Origin of the sequence: Terrilactibacillus tamarindi (assembly GCF_009718825.1) — a bacterium.
In the GTDB taxonomy this organism is placed as follows: domain Bacteria; phylum Bacillota; class Bacilli; order Bacillales; family Sporolactobacillaceae; genus Terrilactibacillus; species Terrilactibacillus tamarindi.
Genome location: NZ_WNHB01000021.1, coordinates 23,447 through 38,127, shown reverse-complemented (window position 1 = coordinate 38,127; position 14,681 = coordinate 23,447). Strand labels below are relative to the sequence as shown.

Genomic DNA, 14,681 nt, shown 5'->3' with positions numbered 1-14,681 from the left:
TATCTTATTTTAAACCTTCTTCTTTTTACTCTTCTACAGCAAATTCTTCTTCTGTTAAATTCTATTTCTTAACCTAAGGCTCTGTTAAAGAATAGTGTTGATATTTGATAACTTTTCAAAATCTCTCTATAATAAAGTGAAACTTCCATCAGTGGGGTTTTTCGACGCACAAGATGTGCTAGTGCAGGCGTTGCGACAGGACGTCGCGTTTTTAGCCTGCGTTATCCCCCACTGATGGCTAGCTGAACCAATCGGACCTTTACGGGCAGTTGTTCCCCACCCATCTTCTTTGAATTACTCAGAATTTTGAGTTGGGGGTCTTACTGCCCGTTAAGGTGGGATAAATAAGAACAAACATTTTGGAGGTTACAAAGGTGAGCAATGCGTTTAGCAACTTGTTAAAGTATATCGATAAATTACCCCATACTAAAAAGGAACAAGTACATTAATAGGTAAAACGCTATGTTGACCCTACCTCTTCCGTTAGTGGTCGGCTAATTAATGAAATGAGATTACCTTAACTTGGTTTTTATTTGTCGATAGTCGTAGTAACGAAAGCACTAAACAGCATATTAAGTAACTACTGCTACATCATTTGTATTTGAAATGGCAGATACATATGATAGCTTAAGATTGTCAAAATTCAATATGTAGTTCTTATTCAACTAACGTGCAATTACTTTTATCTTAGGAGATTATAAATGAAGAAAATAAGGACGGTTCTATTAATTTTATTTATTCTTATTGGAATTGGATTTAGCTATATTCAATATAAAAAGTCAAATGTAGAGCTAAGTGTAATTAAGTATCTAACAACAGAAAAAAACATTTCAAATGGTGACATTATTTCCAGTGAACCATTTATTGCAAATTTACAAGGTGATAAGAAATGGATGGTCAGCATTAAACTAAAAGACGATGATAAAACGTATTATTATTACAAAAACAAAGATAAAGTTGTTTTAGAATCGTATGTCGAAAACGGCGTAGAACGCGTTCAATAAAAACTAATGAAAGAATGGGAAAACCCTTGATAAATGGGATTTCCCATAATTATTAAAATTTAACAGAGCCTAACCTAAAAAAACTGCTAAATCAGTTTGTATGACTGAATCGGCAGTTTTCATAAAAATTTAATCTGTTGTCCGTTTGACTAATTCTCCTCCAACAATCTTTATCTCTCCTGGAGCCACTTCTTTGACTTTGTAATTCGTTTCAATTGAAAAATCCTTATCTTCATATGAAAATTCATCATCTTCTTTAGGAATGGTTTCACTCCAGTTTTCAGATACATTCACCGTATAAGTTCCATCTTCACCCGCACTAACACGATTAATATCGTAATTATTTATCGATTCTTCAATACCTTTATCATAGAATTCCTTAACTGCATCGGTCTGTTCTTTATAAAACGCCGAGCCCGTCTCAAAGTAATCTCCAAATTCATCCGCTTCACCATAGTTTACGGCTGATGCTAGATCACTAAAGTAACCATCAAAGTATGTCTCAAGTAATTCTGTATTCGCTTGATTGTCATTCGGATCCAGATCATAAAACTCAGAACTGTCTTCTTTTTCTGCAAAAATCAGATCTATACCATCATATTCAGCAGATTCAAGAGTAACACTATCATAATCAGAATCATCATTTGAAATATCAACACGATCGGTTTGAATCGATTTACCATTTACCGTATAAACGGCATAAAAAGAAGGTTCATCATCCTTTTTAAAAGGTCCCCATTCACCGATTTCAGATATTTTTTTACCTGTCGCTTCATTGTTCACATACAACTCAGCATTCATAATGTTACTGTGAATGGGAATATAAACACCAGAAAAGTCAGCACTTGCTTGAGCAGAACGCACACTAAGCTGTTTTGCCATGTTCAAATGATCTGATTTGCCATAGACTGTGTATATACCTGGGATAACAGCATCTAAGACAACCGTTTGAGGAGATTCACTCGAAGCCTTGCTCGCTTTTTCGGACATCTTAAGTCCTTGAATGCCGACTTCCATTCCTTGTAAGTTTGTTTTCACTTTAGGATGTAACGCTTGAGTTGTGATTTGGTATTTATCGTAAATAAGGAACTTCTTACCTTTTGCTTTTAGATAATAAAGGCTTGAATTCACGGATTGACTATCTTTTTCCTTTGCTGCAATCTCCAAAGAATGAATCACACTAGTATAGACTTGTGGTTCTTTTTTAAACAAAGCAAGCATCGCTTTCACTTGCGATTCATTTACTTTTGATTGTTCATTGGTATGAATTAACTTCACTAAAGAAGCCACATCTTCATCTCCTACTGCTTTTTCAAATGCGTCTACAGTGCGTTCTGGATTGGTCAACGACTTACCTACATAAAATAATGTAATAAGAACAATAACCGCAGCTAATATAGGAATATAGACTCTTTTTTTAATTCTAAATGTCTTACGGGACTCTTGTCTCTCAGGTGATATACGAGAGGCTGGAGGTTGAGGAATCACTTCTTGTGAAGCGGATTCCTGACGAATTTCTTCACCTATTTTTTTTCCGCAATTTGTACAAAATTGTGCGTTATCTGGAAGAGTGTGCCCACACTCAGTACAATGTCTGGCCATTTTCATTTATCCTCACTTTTCAAGTTTATTAAAAAATATCAAAGTAGCTACTGTATTCTTCGATGGTTTCTAATGCAAATTCTTTAAGTATGACAAATACAACAATATTAAAGACAACTTGACAGATAATCGCAAGGTACAGAGAATCCACCTTCGCACCCTTGGATAATCGATAGATGGTTAAGATGTTGGCTAGCTGCATACCTATGGATAGTAGGATAAGGATAAAAAAGTAGGCAAGTATTCCGACGAACGGAGCAATAATCAGCACGGCAGACAATAGCATGATGGGAACATTCATATGACCTAGCGTCGCAATAATATTTTTATAAGAGATTGATAGTTTTCCGATTTTCAAAGTTAAGAATATGATCAAAGCATATAAGGCGATAATAACAGCCGTTATAATGGCTCCTTTTAAAACGTCACCAAAACCAAGCACGTTTGAAACCGGTGAAAAGCCAAAGCTTAATCGTTTAACCGTATGGTTCACAAAGACAACTAACGAAATCGGTAAGAAAAGAGCAAATAAAATTAAAGTAATAAGTCCATTATTAAAATCATTTGAAATTTGACTTGGAGCTTTCAATGTACTTTTTATGTATAACCAATAATTTGAAAACACTTCGGAGTTAATCTTAATTTCTTTTCGTTCTAGGGTTGATGCTGTTTCTGTTCTTTGTTCAGTTCTACTCTCTAAGTTACTGAATTGATTTCCGCACGTTGCGCAAAACTTTGCTCCTTCTTCATTTTCACTTCCACATTTTTGACAAAACACAAAATCCCCTCATTTCAATTATTATATTTGTTCAATATTTAATATCGGTCATTTATTGACCATTTTTAAGCATGGCCTTTATTTTATCTTTACTAAAATCTTCTTGATACAACACGTGATATTGATTTTCAGCTTTTGATAAGACCCAGATTACATAATAATCATCCTTTTGTTTATCAGTCACTAAACGAGTATTTTTACCATATTCATCAATGATCTCTGATTTAACGGAATCTTTTAATGTATTTAATGGAAGGTATTTGAGTTGAAGTTTTTCAATCCCTCCATTTTCCTGAACTATATCATTAAGAAAATCCATTGATTCTTGAATTTCTTCTTGAGTATTTGGGAAACCTTCAGCATGCCCTGCGATTTGTACAAATGTTTTGGCATCACTATTTGTGGCAGCTTCATATAATTGGTGTATCGTATCCACCTCTTTATCTCCTGGATTCGAACATGCAGTTAAAATAACTAAAATAGCTAAACAGCAAATCATACTAAATTTCTTCATCTTTTTCCCCCTTAATATTTACACGACATGACATTAAAAAAATCAGCACCGAAAGCGCTGATTACACAAAAAATATATATGATATTTTTGGTGCAACCCGACGATCTTGATCTACTCACATAGATTTTAGACTCGTAGCTTTGCGTCCTTACCTTTCGATAAGTTTGCTAAGATATGATTCTATCTTACTATTACATTCAACTTAATATCAAGCATATTTTAAATTTAGGATTAATTACCTAGTTAACAGGTTGTAAATATTTGGTTTATGAGCTAAAGAGAAGGGTATGTGGTGAATACACACCATTATCCTGTTGGCTATATACTCATAAGCATGCAGATTCAAGTACGAAATTAGACGGAAAGGAAACGAAAACATGAAAAACAAAGAAGATTCAGATGATGGGAAAATTGTAACCATTAACAAAAAAAGTTCTACATCAAAAAAATCATTCTCTCAGAAAACCTTTTTACGTTTGATCACGCTTGTTTCGACTTTTGGCGGGCTCTTGTATGGATATGATACGGGTGTTGTTAATGGAGCCCTCCCCTATATGTCAAGAGAAGATCAACTAAATTTGACACCGTTTACACAAGGTCTTGTCACGAGTGCATTACTGTTTGGAGCTGCTTTTGGCGCTATTTTAGGAGGTAGATTATCTGACCGAAAAGGACGTCGTAAAACAATCATAAGTGTTGCATTTATATTTTTGATTGCAACACTTGGTTGTTCATTTGCACCTAATGTACCAATAATGGTCATGTCTAGAATGGTCCTAGGTTTAGCCGTAGGAGCTACCTCTGTTACGGTTCCAGCCTTCTTAGCCGAGATGGCCCCCGCTGAACGAAGGGGTCGACTCGTCACACAAAATGAATTAATGATTGTTTCTGGACAATTATTTGCTTATGTTTTTAATGCCATTCTTGCTCATACATTTGGCGAGTCAGGTTACATTTGGAGATACATGCTTTTTATTGCGACACTCCCTGCCGTCGTTTTATGGTTAGGAATGTTAATCGTCCCCGAAAGTCCTCGTTGGTTGGCAACAAAGGGGCGTTTGGGACAAGCTCTAAATGTGTTACGCAAAGTACGCAGAGAAGAAAGAGCAGAGCTTGAATTAAACGAAATCAAACAGGCCATTGAGGAAGATTCAAAAATCAAAAAGGCCACTTTTAAAGACTTAAAATTTCCTTTTGTACGCCGAATCATTTTTATTGGAATAGGTATTGCCGTCATTCAACAAATTACGGGTGTCAACTCGATCATGTATTATGGAACAGAAATATTAACGGATTCAGGGTTCTCAACAGGTGCCGCTTTAATTGGTAACATTGCTAATGGTGTCATCTCTGTTCTCGCCACTTTTGTCGGGATTGCGTTACTTGATAGAATCGGACGAAGAAAAATGCTATTCACAGGATTATTAGGTACAAGTACCTCCCTTCTTTTAATTGGCATATTTTCAATGACCCTGAAAGAAAATGCCGTACTTCCGTTTATTATATTAGGATTGACTGTCTTATTTCTTGGGTTTCAACAAGGAGCAGTTTCTCCGGTGACATGGTTAATGCAATCAGAAATATTTCCTATTCATTTAAGAGGGTTAGCCATGGGGATGTCTATTTTCTGTTTATTTACAATGAACTTCCTAGTTGGCCTGCTATTTCCGGTTCTCTTTGCTGCTATTGGTTTATCAGCAACCTTTTTTATATTTGTCGGACTCGGCATCCTTGCCATGATCTTTGTTAAAAGGTATGTACCTGAGACAAAAGGACGAACGTTAGAAGAAATTGAACATACCTTTCACTTACATGAAGAACGTTATTTTGAAAGAAAAAAAAGACAGCTTAAAAGAAAAAAACGCATGCAGAAGATGAATTCTTAGGTAAACACTAACAAACTAGAAGTCTCGTTCGTTAGAAACTATTAAAACTGATAAAAAAATTGTTATATAATTAAAACAGAATCCCCTTCTTCCTTGGGGATTCTGTTTTTACATAAAAACAAGTACTCTTTTTGGCACGAAAATTGCATATAAAAAGTTGTAAAAACGATTAAAAGGAGAATGTGATTATGACAAACAAACAAGTAACCATCGCTCTTCTTCAACATAGCTGTACAAGCAATAAGGAAGAGAATATCCAAAAAGTAACGGGGATGATTCGTGAAGCTACTCAAAAAGGCGCTCAGATGATTTGTTTACAAGAGTTATCTACAAACATTTACTTCCCTCAAACGATAAATGCAGACTATTATCATCTGGCCGAACCCGTTCCAGGTCCCACGACAGATGTCATGCAAGAATTGGCTAAAGAACTTGGTGTGGTCATTCTTGTCTCCCTCTATGAAGAAGCGATGAGAGGCCTCTATTTCAATACAGTTGCAGTACTAGATGCAGATGGAGCTTACTTAGGAAAATATCGTAAACACCATATACCAGAAGGTCCGCAATATATTGAAAAATACTATTTTGCACAAGGTGACGGTGGTTATCCTGTTTTTGATACGACGTTTGGTAAAATCGGTGTGTTAATTTGTTGGGATGAGTGGTTTCCAGAGCCTTCTCGTATCCTCTCATTAAAAGGAGCGGAGATCATCTTCTATCCATCAGCCATCGGTTCAGAACCAGATTATCCTGAATTAGATACGTCTAGCGCTTGGGTTGATGCCATTAAAGCGCATGGTATTCATAATGGCATATTTATTGCCGCCGTTAACCGGGTTGGTAAGGAGGTTTCAAGTGAAGGAGATATGACCTTCTATGGACATAGTTTTATAAGTGGTCCACTCGGAAAAATGATTTCACAAGCCGAGTCAGAGAATGATGAAATTATTATGGCAACCTTAGATATGAACGAAATTAATCAAGCGAGACACCTTTTGCAATTTCATCGTGACAGACGACCAGATAGTTACAAAGAAATTTTAAATATGAGTTTATAAAATGAATAAACCCGTCATTGGAGTTGATCTCAATGGCGGGTCTTTAATATCAATAGTCAACTAGTTATCTCTTTACTTGTATTCAACAAATTCTGAGCGGTCATGAGCACCATCAAACACAATCTTACCATCCATCATTGTTAATTTGACTTTAACGTCTTTTATTTCTTTAACTGGAAACTCAAAAAGATTTCGATCCAAAATAGCGATATCCGCCCACTTTCCTACCTCTAGAGATCCGCCTTCTAAAACTGCCATAGGCCGGGGTGTAGGTATACGCCTTAAGAGCTTGCGAAAGAGTGACACGTTCAGCCGGTTTCCATGGATCCCCCGCAAAGTCTTCTCCCGTTAGAGCATGGATTCCTTCCATTAGCCCAAGTTGGCTCAAATTCTCGGTTATTTTAAAATTTCCTATTCCTTTTAACATAATTATTCATGGATGAATACGACTGATCCGAAACACAATGAAAAGCATCAATAATTTTTTTCGAAAAATTAGACACTAGTCTAATTGCCCTAGACTTCATGAATGTGTTTGAGTAAATGTCTTGTGAGTCTACTTTTTATATGTAAAACAAAGGAGGCTAATCGAATTGGATCATGTTAAAGCTTTATTAATCAAGTTTATCGCAAATTTAGTTATTCTTATTTTTGGCCTCATTTATAATGCATCCTTTAGTGATGTATTTCTAACTATCTAGTTTTAGAGATAGCGGCTTATATCGTTGGTGATTTGTTAATAGTGCGTGTTCAAAAAGGTGACAAATTAGAAGCAAGAAGATCAAGGCGGCGCTGTTTTGAGGACCGGAATGTAGGTTTTTGCTACATGAGGACCGGAATAAACAAGCGGGCACCGAGATTCGTAGCTTATCATTTGGTGACTTTTTGAACAACCTCTAATACTACCAAATTCAAGCAATTCGGTTGCAACCATTTCAAACTTTGTTATTGCTTTAGTTATTATTTGGTTAATGACAAGTGGCCTAGTAAATATTGACTCACCGTTTATTGCTTCATTATTCTCTTCAATCTTTGTTGGTCTATTTGAGTTTATGTTTCACAAGTATTTAACTAGACATGTTGTTGATGACCCTGACCATACAAATTAAAAAAATGCCCAATTGAATTTGAAAATTTTTTTCATTTCAAGAAAATGGATATGTTCTTTGACATTTAGATGACCACAACATCCCTATTTCTCTCTCATAAATCTCACCACGGCTAGATCCACTTTCCCCTTAGGCTGCTCTCTTTCTTCAAAATTTTCAGTATGAATAAAAGATGTAAGAGCTTCTTCAAACATTTGGTTTGTGACAGATTCTTCACCTGATAAATAGTTTAATCGAAACAACTGTTGAATGATGTTTTGCTTGAGAGTATCATCTAGCTCGACGATATCCTCCTCTTTTGATTTTGAGAAGTACAATTGCTGCAATTGGTAAATTCGTTTTAACTCTTTGATAGGCTCAGGATGATCATCGACACGAAGATCAATCGCTCGATCGTTAAAGCCTCCATATCCACCTTTTTCTCTTACAACGAGAAGAGCTGCGGATTGTTTACCACGGCTATCGCCACCTGATGACTGACCAGCATCTAAAGCTTCGATTAACCGATCAGCAAGAGATCCTTCTGTTTTTAAAAAAGTTTCTCCCATAGCTTCCACTGTTTTTTCACTGATTAAAATATTTCCTTGTGCCGTGAAATGTTCACCCGTTATGCCGCCTGCCCAATCGAAACATTTTGCTCCCGTATAGGTAGCTGAACGCCCCTTCGCATCGATCAATCCGAATTGTCTCAATTCCCGATCATCATCATGCTTGATCAACTCCTGAAGAACTTCTTCGGCACTGTAACCTTTTTCCATCAATTCTAGTCCTTTTGGTCCATACGACGTATTAGCATAGGATTGTGTCGCAACAGCTCCTACACCTGCCTTAGCAAAGGGGACTACGGCACCGACTCCAAGAAATTTTGATTGTACTGCTACGCCCCATTCCTGGGCTTCTGGATCATAACCTACAATGGAAAATGTGGCGACCACATCATTTGGAATCTTCTTCATCTTTATTTCACCTCGTAAATTTTATCTAGTTTGAACCACCAACAAACAATAATTGTGTCTTTATCTTATCTTGATCATAATGAAAGAACAAGGACGATTGGTATCAAGGCCTCTATTTGAAATGGTCCTATCGTCGTTTGCTTTTTTAAATTCGTACTCTTGAAATTTTCACAATTTAAAATTGGCAAAAGTCTACATTTTTTGTTATATCTCTAGCCATTTAACCAAGTTTAAAGGTGGCTGGTTTAGGCAATGCCATTTCTCAAAATGGCGAATCTGGTGGATCTGGTGGATTTATATTAGCATTATTAATGCTTATCTCAGGAATTATTATCCTTGCAGCCAAAAGAAGTAGAGGGGCTCAAATTACGTCAAGCGTATTTTTAATTATTGGTGGCTTGATTGGCTTACTATTAGCAGGAAGCTATTCTGATCTCTATATATGGGGAATTATCTCAATTGTGTTTGGTATATTAAATTTCGTTTTTGTAGCTAGAAAAATAGAAAAAAATGAATAGATGTACTTTGTCAACGTCTCCTTTAATTTGGGAGGTGTTTTTTATGATAAATTCTTTTATTACTTTAAGAATACGTATGTTAAAATTAAAAAAGAAAGTTCAAGAATTTTTACAATAAAATCCAATCTTTAGGAGTCATAGCGATGATAAATGAAGAACGATTATGGGAGCATCTTGAGGCTTTAAGTACGATTGGGAAACAAGAAACAGGCGGTATCACCCGACTTTCTTTTTCGGAAGAAGAACGACAAGCAAAAGATCTTGTCTCGTCTTGGATGAAAGACGCTGGTCTTACCGTTAGAGAAGATGAAGTTGGAAATCTCATTGGTCGTAAAGAAGGACTTGATCCTCATTTACCGGTTATTTTAGTGGGTTCACATATTGATTCTGTCTATCATGGCGGTAATTTTGACGGGCCTTTAGGTGTTTTATCCGGTATAGAAGCTTTACAAGCGATGAATGAGCAAGGAATGGAAACTCAGCATCCAATTGAAGTGGTTGCTTTTACAGATGAAGAAGGATCTAGATTTAGTTTAGGTATGATTGGAAGTAGAGGAATGGCTGGAACCTTAACAAAGGAACATCTTGAACAAGTGGACAAGAATGGAATCTCAGTCGCTGAAGCCATGTCAAAATCAGGATTAGATCCTGAAGAAATCCAACATGCCAGACGAGAAAAGGATTCAATAAAAGCCTATCTTGAACTCCACATTGAACAAGGAAAAATTCTTGAAAGCAAGAACCTATCTGTAGGGATCGTTTCTGGTATTGCAGGACCGATCTGGCAAAAGTTTATCATTAATGGGGAAGCTGGACATGCAGGCACAACACCCATGACCATGCGCCGTGACCCTTTAACAGCTGCTTCAGCCATTATTCAAGTCATTAATAAAGAAGCATCGAAAACAGGCACGACTGTAGGAACTGTGGGTCAATTAGAGTTGGTGCCTGGTGGTATTAACGTAATTCCTGAACGCGTTGAATTCTCTTTAGACCTTCGTGATATCAGTGAAGAAGTGAGAGATCATGTGGAACTTGAGATAGCCACACAAGCAAAATCAATTTGTGAACAATACGGTGTTGAGCTTATCATCGAACCTCTCCAAAGAGTAGCTCCTGCTCCTTGTTCAGACCTCGTTCAAACATGTACAAAAGCAGCCTGTGACAAATTGAATATTGAAACCATGACGTTAAGTAGCGGCGCTGGTCATGATGGCATGCAATTAACTGAACTTTGCCCGATAGGAATGATCTTTGTACGTTCAAAAAATGGGATTAGTCACAACCCCGCCGAATGGAGTTCAATGGAAGATTGTAAAAATGGAGCTAACGTCCTTTGCCAGACCATCTTAAATTTAGACTTAAAATAAACAGAGTATCATTTAAAAAGTATCGTCTTTAAGAACATCGTATCTTCTTCAATTGAAGGTGGGGTGTTTTTTTTAGATGATCGGCTATAAAAAATGAATAAACGGCGACTTCTTTGGGCACTTTACATTCAGAGGAGGTGTTTTTTGTGCCAAAAATTGGAGTAGAAGAATCATTAACCAATGTTATGCAAGAGTTACAAAATAAAGGTTACGATGTCGTTCAATTGAAACAAGAATCAGACGCCAAAGGCTGCGATTGCTGTGTTGTGACCGGACTAGATTCTAACGTCATGGGAATGGCGGATACATCCATTCAGGGTTCCGTTATCGAAGCTAACGGTTTATCAGCAGATGAAGTGTGCCAGCAAGTTGAAAGTAGAATTAAACATTGATCAAGGACAAAGAGCTGATATCTTATCTTAGATTAAGAATCAGCTCTTTGTGTTAATCATGGATGATATATTGGATAGGTTCATTTTCTAAAAATCTTCGGATATTATCGATAGTCACATCGGCAATACGTTCGGCACTCTCTAATGACTCACCGCCAATATGCGGAGTTGCAATCAAATTATCGAATTCATTCAATTTTTCAATTGGCGGCTCGATTTCAAAAACATCCAGTGCTGCTCCTCGAATCTCCCTTTTTCTTAAAGCACTCAAAACCACTTTTTCATCCAAGATAGCCCCTCGAGAAATGTTGATTAAATAAGCGGAATTTTTCATCTCATGAATCGCCTGTTCATCAATCAAATGATAGTTTGATTTTTTTAGTGATGTACTGACAACGATGTAGTCAGAGTCTTTGAGTAGCCTCTTTAATTCTACATAATTGACGCCAAGTTCCCTCGCTGTTTCATCATCTTTATAATGACTAAAAGCAAGAATGTTCATATTAAACCCTTTGGCATATGCAGCAACGTTCTTTCCAATAGCACCAAATCCAATAATCCCTAAAGTTTTACCTCGGCATTCGAATCCTGTTTTATTAACCCAATATCCTTCTTTCGTTTTACGATCTAATTGAGGGATATTTCTAGAGAGAGAAATCATTAAGCCAATGACAAGTTCAGCGACTGCGTTGGCATTCTGGCCAGGTGCATTACTGACGATAATCCCTTTTTCTTTAGCATAGGAAATGTCGATATTATCGACTCCGGTGCCTGTCTTTATAATGTATTTCAAATTAGGCGCTGCATCAATCACATCTCGATCTGCCAAAGCTACTGCCGTTATGTATATCGTTACGTCTTGAATATTTTTTATTATGTTCTCTTTATGCTTGGCTTTGTCGTGCAATAAACATGTAACATCCAATCCAAATTCTTTTATTCTTTGAGTGAATGATTCACGAATGGCGTAGTAAGCTTTTCCGACACAGAACAGAACCTTCACGGTTACTCCTCATTTCTATTCCTTATGGATATTATTCAAGTTTTCTAATAAAACTCTTTCTCTTCAAATACTTAACATCAAAATATGATATGCTTTCCATTTTCAAAACATGTGAACAGACAAAATAGTTGACCAAATGTGTTTACCTCTCAACCATTATTCACTTTCGAAATTATTTTTTATAAAAACTTGTTCTTCCGATTCACTTAAAATTCCGTAGGCTTTCCCTACATTCCCACCTTGGAGCGACCATAAATCGTTGTGATCTTGATCTACAGTACTAAAATTCTTTTTCTTCCATTTGTTTAAAATAGATGATAATTCATCTTTGTTTTCAAAGTTGTTTTTAGCAACAAGCTCTAAAAGGGTTTGAATATGCTCAGGCGTCATTTGAACAGCACCCCATTTTTCATCTGCTTTCACCTTTTGGTGCGTCATTTCATGCATTATCTCAAGGACTTCATCTTCTGTTGGATCTTGAGAAAGCTCTAAATCAGTTTTAATCCCACCAATTTTCTCTGTTTGGGCTTCTTCAGATTTAATATCTTGCTTCGATTTTATTTCCTTACTCTGCGTTTCCTCTTGGTTTTGAGTCATTTGAGATGGATCTGCATTTATTACGTTATAGATATAAATGGACCCTCCGACAATAATGACAAGACATACTGTCATTAAACTATAAAAAAACCACTTCATAGAATACCCCCTCTAAAACTATTCGCTACTTTAATTATGACAAATGCCTTGTAATCATTCAATGACTCTAACAAAATTATCTTAATTTTGTACATATATCACAAAATATGTATTTGACTAAAATACAAATAGTTTTATACATCAAACACTCAACGGGTTATTACCAGTTAACGCGAACAACATCACCTGCTAAACTGAGCAGGTGATGTTTGGTTTTGTTTTAATTTAGGTAGTCAAATATTATTTAAATAAGCTATTTCCAATACTGTGACCAACAATGAGATCTTCAGCTTGAGCTGCTGGTTGAGTTGTGCTAATTAACCCACTTAATAACAATAAGCCCATGATCGTTAAAATAGATAATGAAAGTTTAGTTCTCATAGAAATTTTCCCCTTTTTTAATATTATTTTCTGCTTTCCTACTTATTTCATAATAAAAAACGGATTTTTCGTAACATTTATTCTCATTATAAAAATCGGCCACTTCTAACGCTAACTCACTCATATCAGAGAACTTATTTACTTTTTCTAAATATGTAAATGTCTCATTAATAAGTAATTGATTTATGGGTTCTAAATATAAACCTTTTAAAAAGTTTAATTTAACCATATACTCTTGATCTTCCAATTCCTTCGAATATAACATACCTTTTTCATATAAATTAAATGCCTCTACTAATCTGTTTTGTTTAATTCGAACATGCATTAAATTGTAAATAGCCTTCGGTAAACGAGTAGAATTTTGATCAATGAACAAATCGATAGCTTTACTTAAGTATTCAGCAGCACTATTGTAACTACCCTGTTTTAAAAAGCAGATACCTAAGTTGCATAGAGCAAAAGATGTTAACATATCATCGTATAAAGAATCGGTCCCCTTTAAAGCATTTAAAAGAACTATTGAGGCTTCATCATAGTTCGTATTATCTATTAAATTACCACCAATAATAAACTCACACGTTATACATCGTTGCTTATAAGTGGGAAATCGTTTATATATGTCTTTTGCATATAAAGCATAATTAAGAGATAAATAACTTTTTTTAATATAGTAATAAAAATGAGCTAATCGAAAATGAAATTCAGCTTTCTCAATTTCATCGTCTACAATATATAATTTTTCTTCTGCTTTTTTATAACAAGAAATAGCTTCAATAATATCCTTTTTCTTAAACTCATACATTCCTTTAAAAAACCAAAAATAATAATCTAGTAAACCAACCATTTTTTCTTTATTTGCTTCTAAGTATAAAATATTTTCTTCTATGTTACCTTCGTTTTGCGAGTAAAAACTGAGCATGATCTTGTGCCTAAAATCGAGTAATGAATAGTATAGTAGAACATTTTGATTTTCTTCCATATGATCTAAATCTTTCACTATTTCCTTTTTTAATCGTACAGAAAGTTCCAGATTGTTTTGGCGAATGGCTGTGTACCAATCGTTTAACTTTGAAGCAACTTCTTCTGATGCTATTTTTGTAATCATCCCATCCCTCCCATTTAGTTTATTATATTAAATTTTCATTCTTTTCTATTTACTCTAACTATACCATGTTTAGGATATTTATGGTATATTTTTAGAAAAAGATAGTTAAAAATTCAATTAATGAAAACAATGAATGTATATTTTGCCCTGCCATGCATGGAGGAGAGCTTTTAAGAAGGCCAAAAAACGTAAAAAGTAAAAAAGGAAACAGGGAGGGATCCCCTGTTTTATGTAGAAAGATGATCATTATAAAAAAATGAAGTGGTTATAATGGAAATATTATTCAACTCTAATAATGTTGAAATTGCT

Annotated in this window: 18 protein-coding genes, 2 pseudogenes and 1 riboswitch; of the genes and pseudogenes, 11 read left to right on the top strand and 9 right to left on the bottom strand. The window is 35.5% G+C overall.

Translation table 11 applies throughout. From position 1 onward, the window contains the following. Window positions 1-374: 374 nt before the first annotated feature. The 3 genes and pseudogenes from GMB86_RS12560 to GMB86_RS12555 all read left to right on the top strand — a co-directional run. Window positions 375-512 (top strand): annotated as a pseudogene (locus GMB86_RS12560) (IS1595 family transposase); the annotation flags it as partial. 5 nt (window positions 513-517) lie between these two features. After that, window positions 518-654 (top strand): annotated as a pseudogene (locus tag GMB86_RS16180) (IS1595 family transposase); the annotation flags it as partial. A 47-nt stretch (window positions 655-701) separates the two neighbouring features. Further along, complete coding sequence (locus tag GMB86_RS12555) at window positions 702-1,004, top strand: hypothetical protein (RefSeq protein WP_155220441.1); 303 nt, start codon at window positions 702-704, stop codon at window positions 1,002-1,004. A 129-nt stretch (window positions 1,005-1,133) separates the two neighbouring features. Here GMB86_RS12555 and GMB86_RS12550 read toward each other — a convergent pair whose 3' ends face one another. The 3 genes from GMB86_RS12550 to GMB86_RS12540 are packed head-to-tail and all read right to left on the bottom strand — an operon-like array spanning window position 1,134 to window position 3,898. Further along, complete coding sequence (locus GMB86_RS12550) at window positions 1,134-2,606, bottom strand: zinc ribbon domain-containing protein (protein ID WP_196220220.1); 1,473 nt, start codon at window positions 2,604-2,606, stop codon at window positions 1,134-1,136. A 28-nt stretch (window positions 2,607-2,634) separates the two neighbouring features. Further along, on the bottom strand, window positions 2,635-3,384 hold the full coding sequence (locus GMB86_RS12545) for a zinc ribbon domain-containing protein (RefSeq protein WP_155220437.1): 750 nt from the start codon (window positions 3,382-3,384) through the stop codon (window positions 2,635-2,637). A gap of 52 nt (window positions 3,385-3,436) precedes the next feature. Further along, on the bottom strand, window positions 3,437-3,898 hold the full coding sequence (locus tag GMB86_RS12540) for a hypothetical protein (RefSeq protein WP_155220435.1): 462 nt from the start codon (window positions 3,896-3,898) through the stop codon (window positions 3,437-3,439). A gap of 88 nt (window positions 3,899-3,986) precedes the next feature. Then, window positions 3,987-4,077, bottom strand: a riboswitch (cyclic di-GMP riboswitch). A gap of 198 nt (window positions 4,078-4,275) precedes the next feature. Between GMB86_RS12540 and GMB86_RS12535 the strand changes: the two genes are divergently transcribed. Further along, window positions 4,276-5,784: a sugar porter family MFS transporter gene (locus tag GMB86_RS12535; protein ID WP_155220434.1), complete on the top strand. Its 1,509-nt coding sequence runs from the start codon at window positions 4,276-4,278 to the stop codon at window positions 5,782-5,784. Between the two features lie 188 nt (window positions 5,785-5,972). Beyond that, complete coding sequence (locus GMB86_RS12530) at window positions 5,973-6,842, top strand: carbon-nitrogen hydrolase (protein WP_141191346.1); 870 nt, start codon at window positions 5,973-5,975, stop codon at window positions 6,840-6,842. A 72-nt stretch (window positions 6,843-6,914) separates the two neighbouring features. Here the strand turns inward: GMB86_RS12530 and GMB86_RS15835 are convergent, their stop codons facing one another. Next, the gene (locus GMB86_RS15835) at window positions 6,915-7,100 is read right to left on the bottom strand and encodes an amidohydrolase family protein (protein ID WP_230459110.1); all 186 of its coding nucleotides are present in this window, start codon (window positions 7,098-7,100) and stop codon (window positions 6,915-6,917) included. 335 nt (window positions 7,101-7,435) lie between these two features. On the opposite strand from GMB86_RS15835, the gene GMB86_RS12520 reads away from it, so the two are divergent. Genes GMB86_RS12520 through GMB86_RS16175 form a run of 3 tightly spaced genes read left to right on the top strand, consistent with a single transcriptional unit; the run spans window position 7,436 to window position 7,951 of the window. After that, the gene (locus GMB86_RS12520) at window positions 7,436-7,543 is read left to right on the top strand and encodes a DUF2512 family protein (protein WP_141191347.1); all 108 of its coding nucleotides are present in this window, start codon (window positions 7,436-7,438) and stop codon (window positions 7,541-7,543) included. A 41-nt stretch (window positions 7,544-7,584) separates the two neighbouring features. Next, window positions 7,585-7,731 carry a hypothetical protein gene (locus GMB86_RS15570; RefSeq protein WP_196220219.1) on the top strand — a complete coding sequence of 49 codons (147 nt, stop codon included), beginning with the start codon at window positions 7,585-7,587 and terminating at the stop codon, window positions 7,729-7,731. Between the two features lie 10 nt (window positions 7,732-7,741). Further along, on the top strand, window positions 7,742-7,951 hold the full coding sequence (locus GMB86_RS16175; protein ID WP_141191372.1) for a DUF2512 family protein: 210 nt from the start codon (window positions 7,742-7,744) through the stop codon (window positions 7,949-7,951). A gap of 83 nt (window positions 7,952-8,034) precedes the next feature. Here the strand turns inward: GMB86_RS16175 and GMB86_RS12510 are convergent, their stop codons facing one another. Continuing rightward, window positions 8,035-8,907, bottom strand: a complete 873-nt coding sequence (locus GMB86_RS12510; protein WP_141191348.1) for a DUF1028 domain-containing protein — start codon at window positions 8,905-8,907, stop codon at window positions 8,035-8,037. Between the two features lie 236 nt (window positions 8,908-9,143). Here GMB86_RS12510 and GMB86_RS12505 point away from each other — a divergent pair, with 236 nt between their 5' ends. From GMB86_RS12505 to GMB86_RS12495, 3 genes are all read left to right on the top strand, one after another. Then, window positions 9,144-9,425, top strand: a complete 282-nt coding sequence (locus GMB86_RS12505) for a hypothetical protein (protein ID WP_141191349.1) — start codon at window positions 9,144-9,146, stop codon at window positions 9,423-9,425. A 143-nt stretch (window positions 9,426-9,568) separates the two neighbouring features. Beyond that, entirely contained in the window at window positions 9,569-10,795 is a 1,227-nt protein-coding gene (locus GMB86_RS12500; protein ID WP_141191350.1) for a Zn-dependent hydrolase, read from the top strand. A 146-nt stretch (window positions 10,796-10,941) separates the two neighbouring features. Then, entirely contained in the window at window positions 10,942-11,187 is a 246-nt protein-coding gene (locus GMB86_RS12495) for a YkuS family protein (RefSeq protein ID WP_141191351.1), read from the top strand. A gap of 52 nt (window positions 11,188-11,239) precedes the next feature. On the opposite strand, the gene GMB86_RS12490 is transcribed toward GMB86_RS12495, so the two are convergent. From GMB86_RS12490 to GMB86_RS12475, 4 genes are all read right to left on the bottom strand, one after another. Beyond that, a complete protein-coding gene (locus GMB86_RS12490) occupies window positions 11,240-12,190 on the bottom strand; it encodes a phosphoglycerate dehydrogenase (protein ID WP_141191352.1) in 951 nt (316 codons plus the stop codon). A 156-nt stretch (window positions 12,191-12,346) separates the two neighbouring features. Beyond that, window positions 12,347-12,886: a DUF6241 domain-containing protein gene (locus GMB86_RS12485; RefSeq protein ID WP_141191353.1), complete on the bottom strand. Its 540-nt coding sequence runs from the start codon at window positions 12,884-12,886 to the stop codon at window positions 12,347-12,349. Between the two features lie 240 nt (window positions 12,887-13,126). Beyond that, on the bottom strand, window positions 13,127-13,267 hold the full coding sequence (locus tag GMB86_RS12480; RefSeq protein ID WP_155220432.1) for a hypothetical protein: 141 nt from the start codon (window positions 13,265-13,267) through the stop codon (window positions 13,127-13,129). Continuing rightward, window positions 13,257-14,372, bottom strand: a complete 1,116-nt coding sequence (locus GMB86_RS12475; RefSeq protein WP_141191354.1) for a response regulator aspartate phosphatase — start codon at window positions 14,370-14,372, stop codon at window positions 13,257-13,259. Before GMB86_RS12475 ends, GMB86_RS12480 begins: the two co-directional genes overlap by 11 nt. Window positions 14,373-14,681 lie beyond the last annotated feature (309 nt).

Excerpts from the sequence above, each read along its gene's own strand:
- GMB86_RS12555 (WP_155220441.1), top strand. The coding sequence starts at position 702 with ATGAAGAAAATAAGGACGGTTCTATTAATTTTATTTATTCTTATTGGA.
- GMB86_RS12550 (WP_196220220.1), bottom strand. The coding sequence starts at position 2,606 with ATGGCCAGACATTGTACTGAGTGTGGGCACACTCTTCCAGATAACGCA.
- GMB86_RS12540 (WP_155220435.1), bottom strand. The coding sequence starts at position 3,898 with ATGAAGAAATTTAGTATGATTTGCTGTTTAGCTATTTTAGTTATTTTA.
- GMB86_RS12535 (WP_155220434.1), top strand. The coding sequence starts at position 4,276 with ATGAAAAACAAAGAAGATTCAGATGATGGGAAAATTGTAACCATTAAC.
- GMB86_RS12530 (WP_141191346.1), top strand. The coding sequence starts at position 5,973 with ATGACAAACAAACAAGTAACCATCGCTCTTCTTCAACATAGCTGTACA.
- GMB86_RS15835 (WP_230459110.1), bottom strand. The coding sequence starts at position 7,100 with ATGGCAGTTTTAGAAGGCGGATCTCTAGAGGTAGGAAAGTGGGCGGAT.
- GMB86_RS12510 (WP_141191348.1), bottom strand. The coding sequence starts at position 8,907 with ATGAAGAAGATTCCAAATGATGTGGTCGCCACATTTTCCATTGTAGGT.
- GMB86_RS12500 (WP_141191350.1), top strand. The coding sequence starts at position 9,569 with ATGATAAATGAAGAACGATTATGGGAGCATCTTGAGGCTTTAAGTACG.
- GMB86_RS12485 (WP_141191353.1), bottom strand. The coding sequence starts at position 12,886 with ATGAAGTGGTTTTTTTATAGTTTAATGACAGTATGTCTTGTCATTATT.
- GMB86_RS12480 (WP_155220432.1), bottom strand. The coding sequence starts at position 13,267 with ATGAGAACTAAACTTTCATTATCTATTTTAACGATCATGGGCTTATTG.
- GMB86_RS12475 (WP_141191354.1), bottom strand. The coding sequence starts at position 14,372 with ATGATTACAAAAATAGCATCAGAAGAAGTTGCTTCAAAGTTAAACGAT.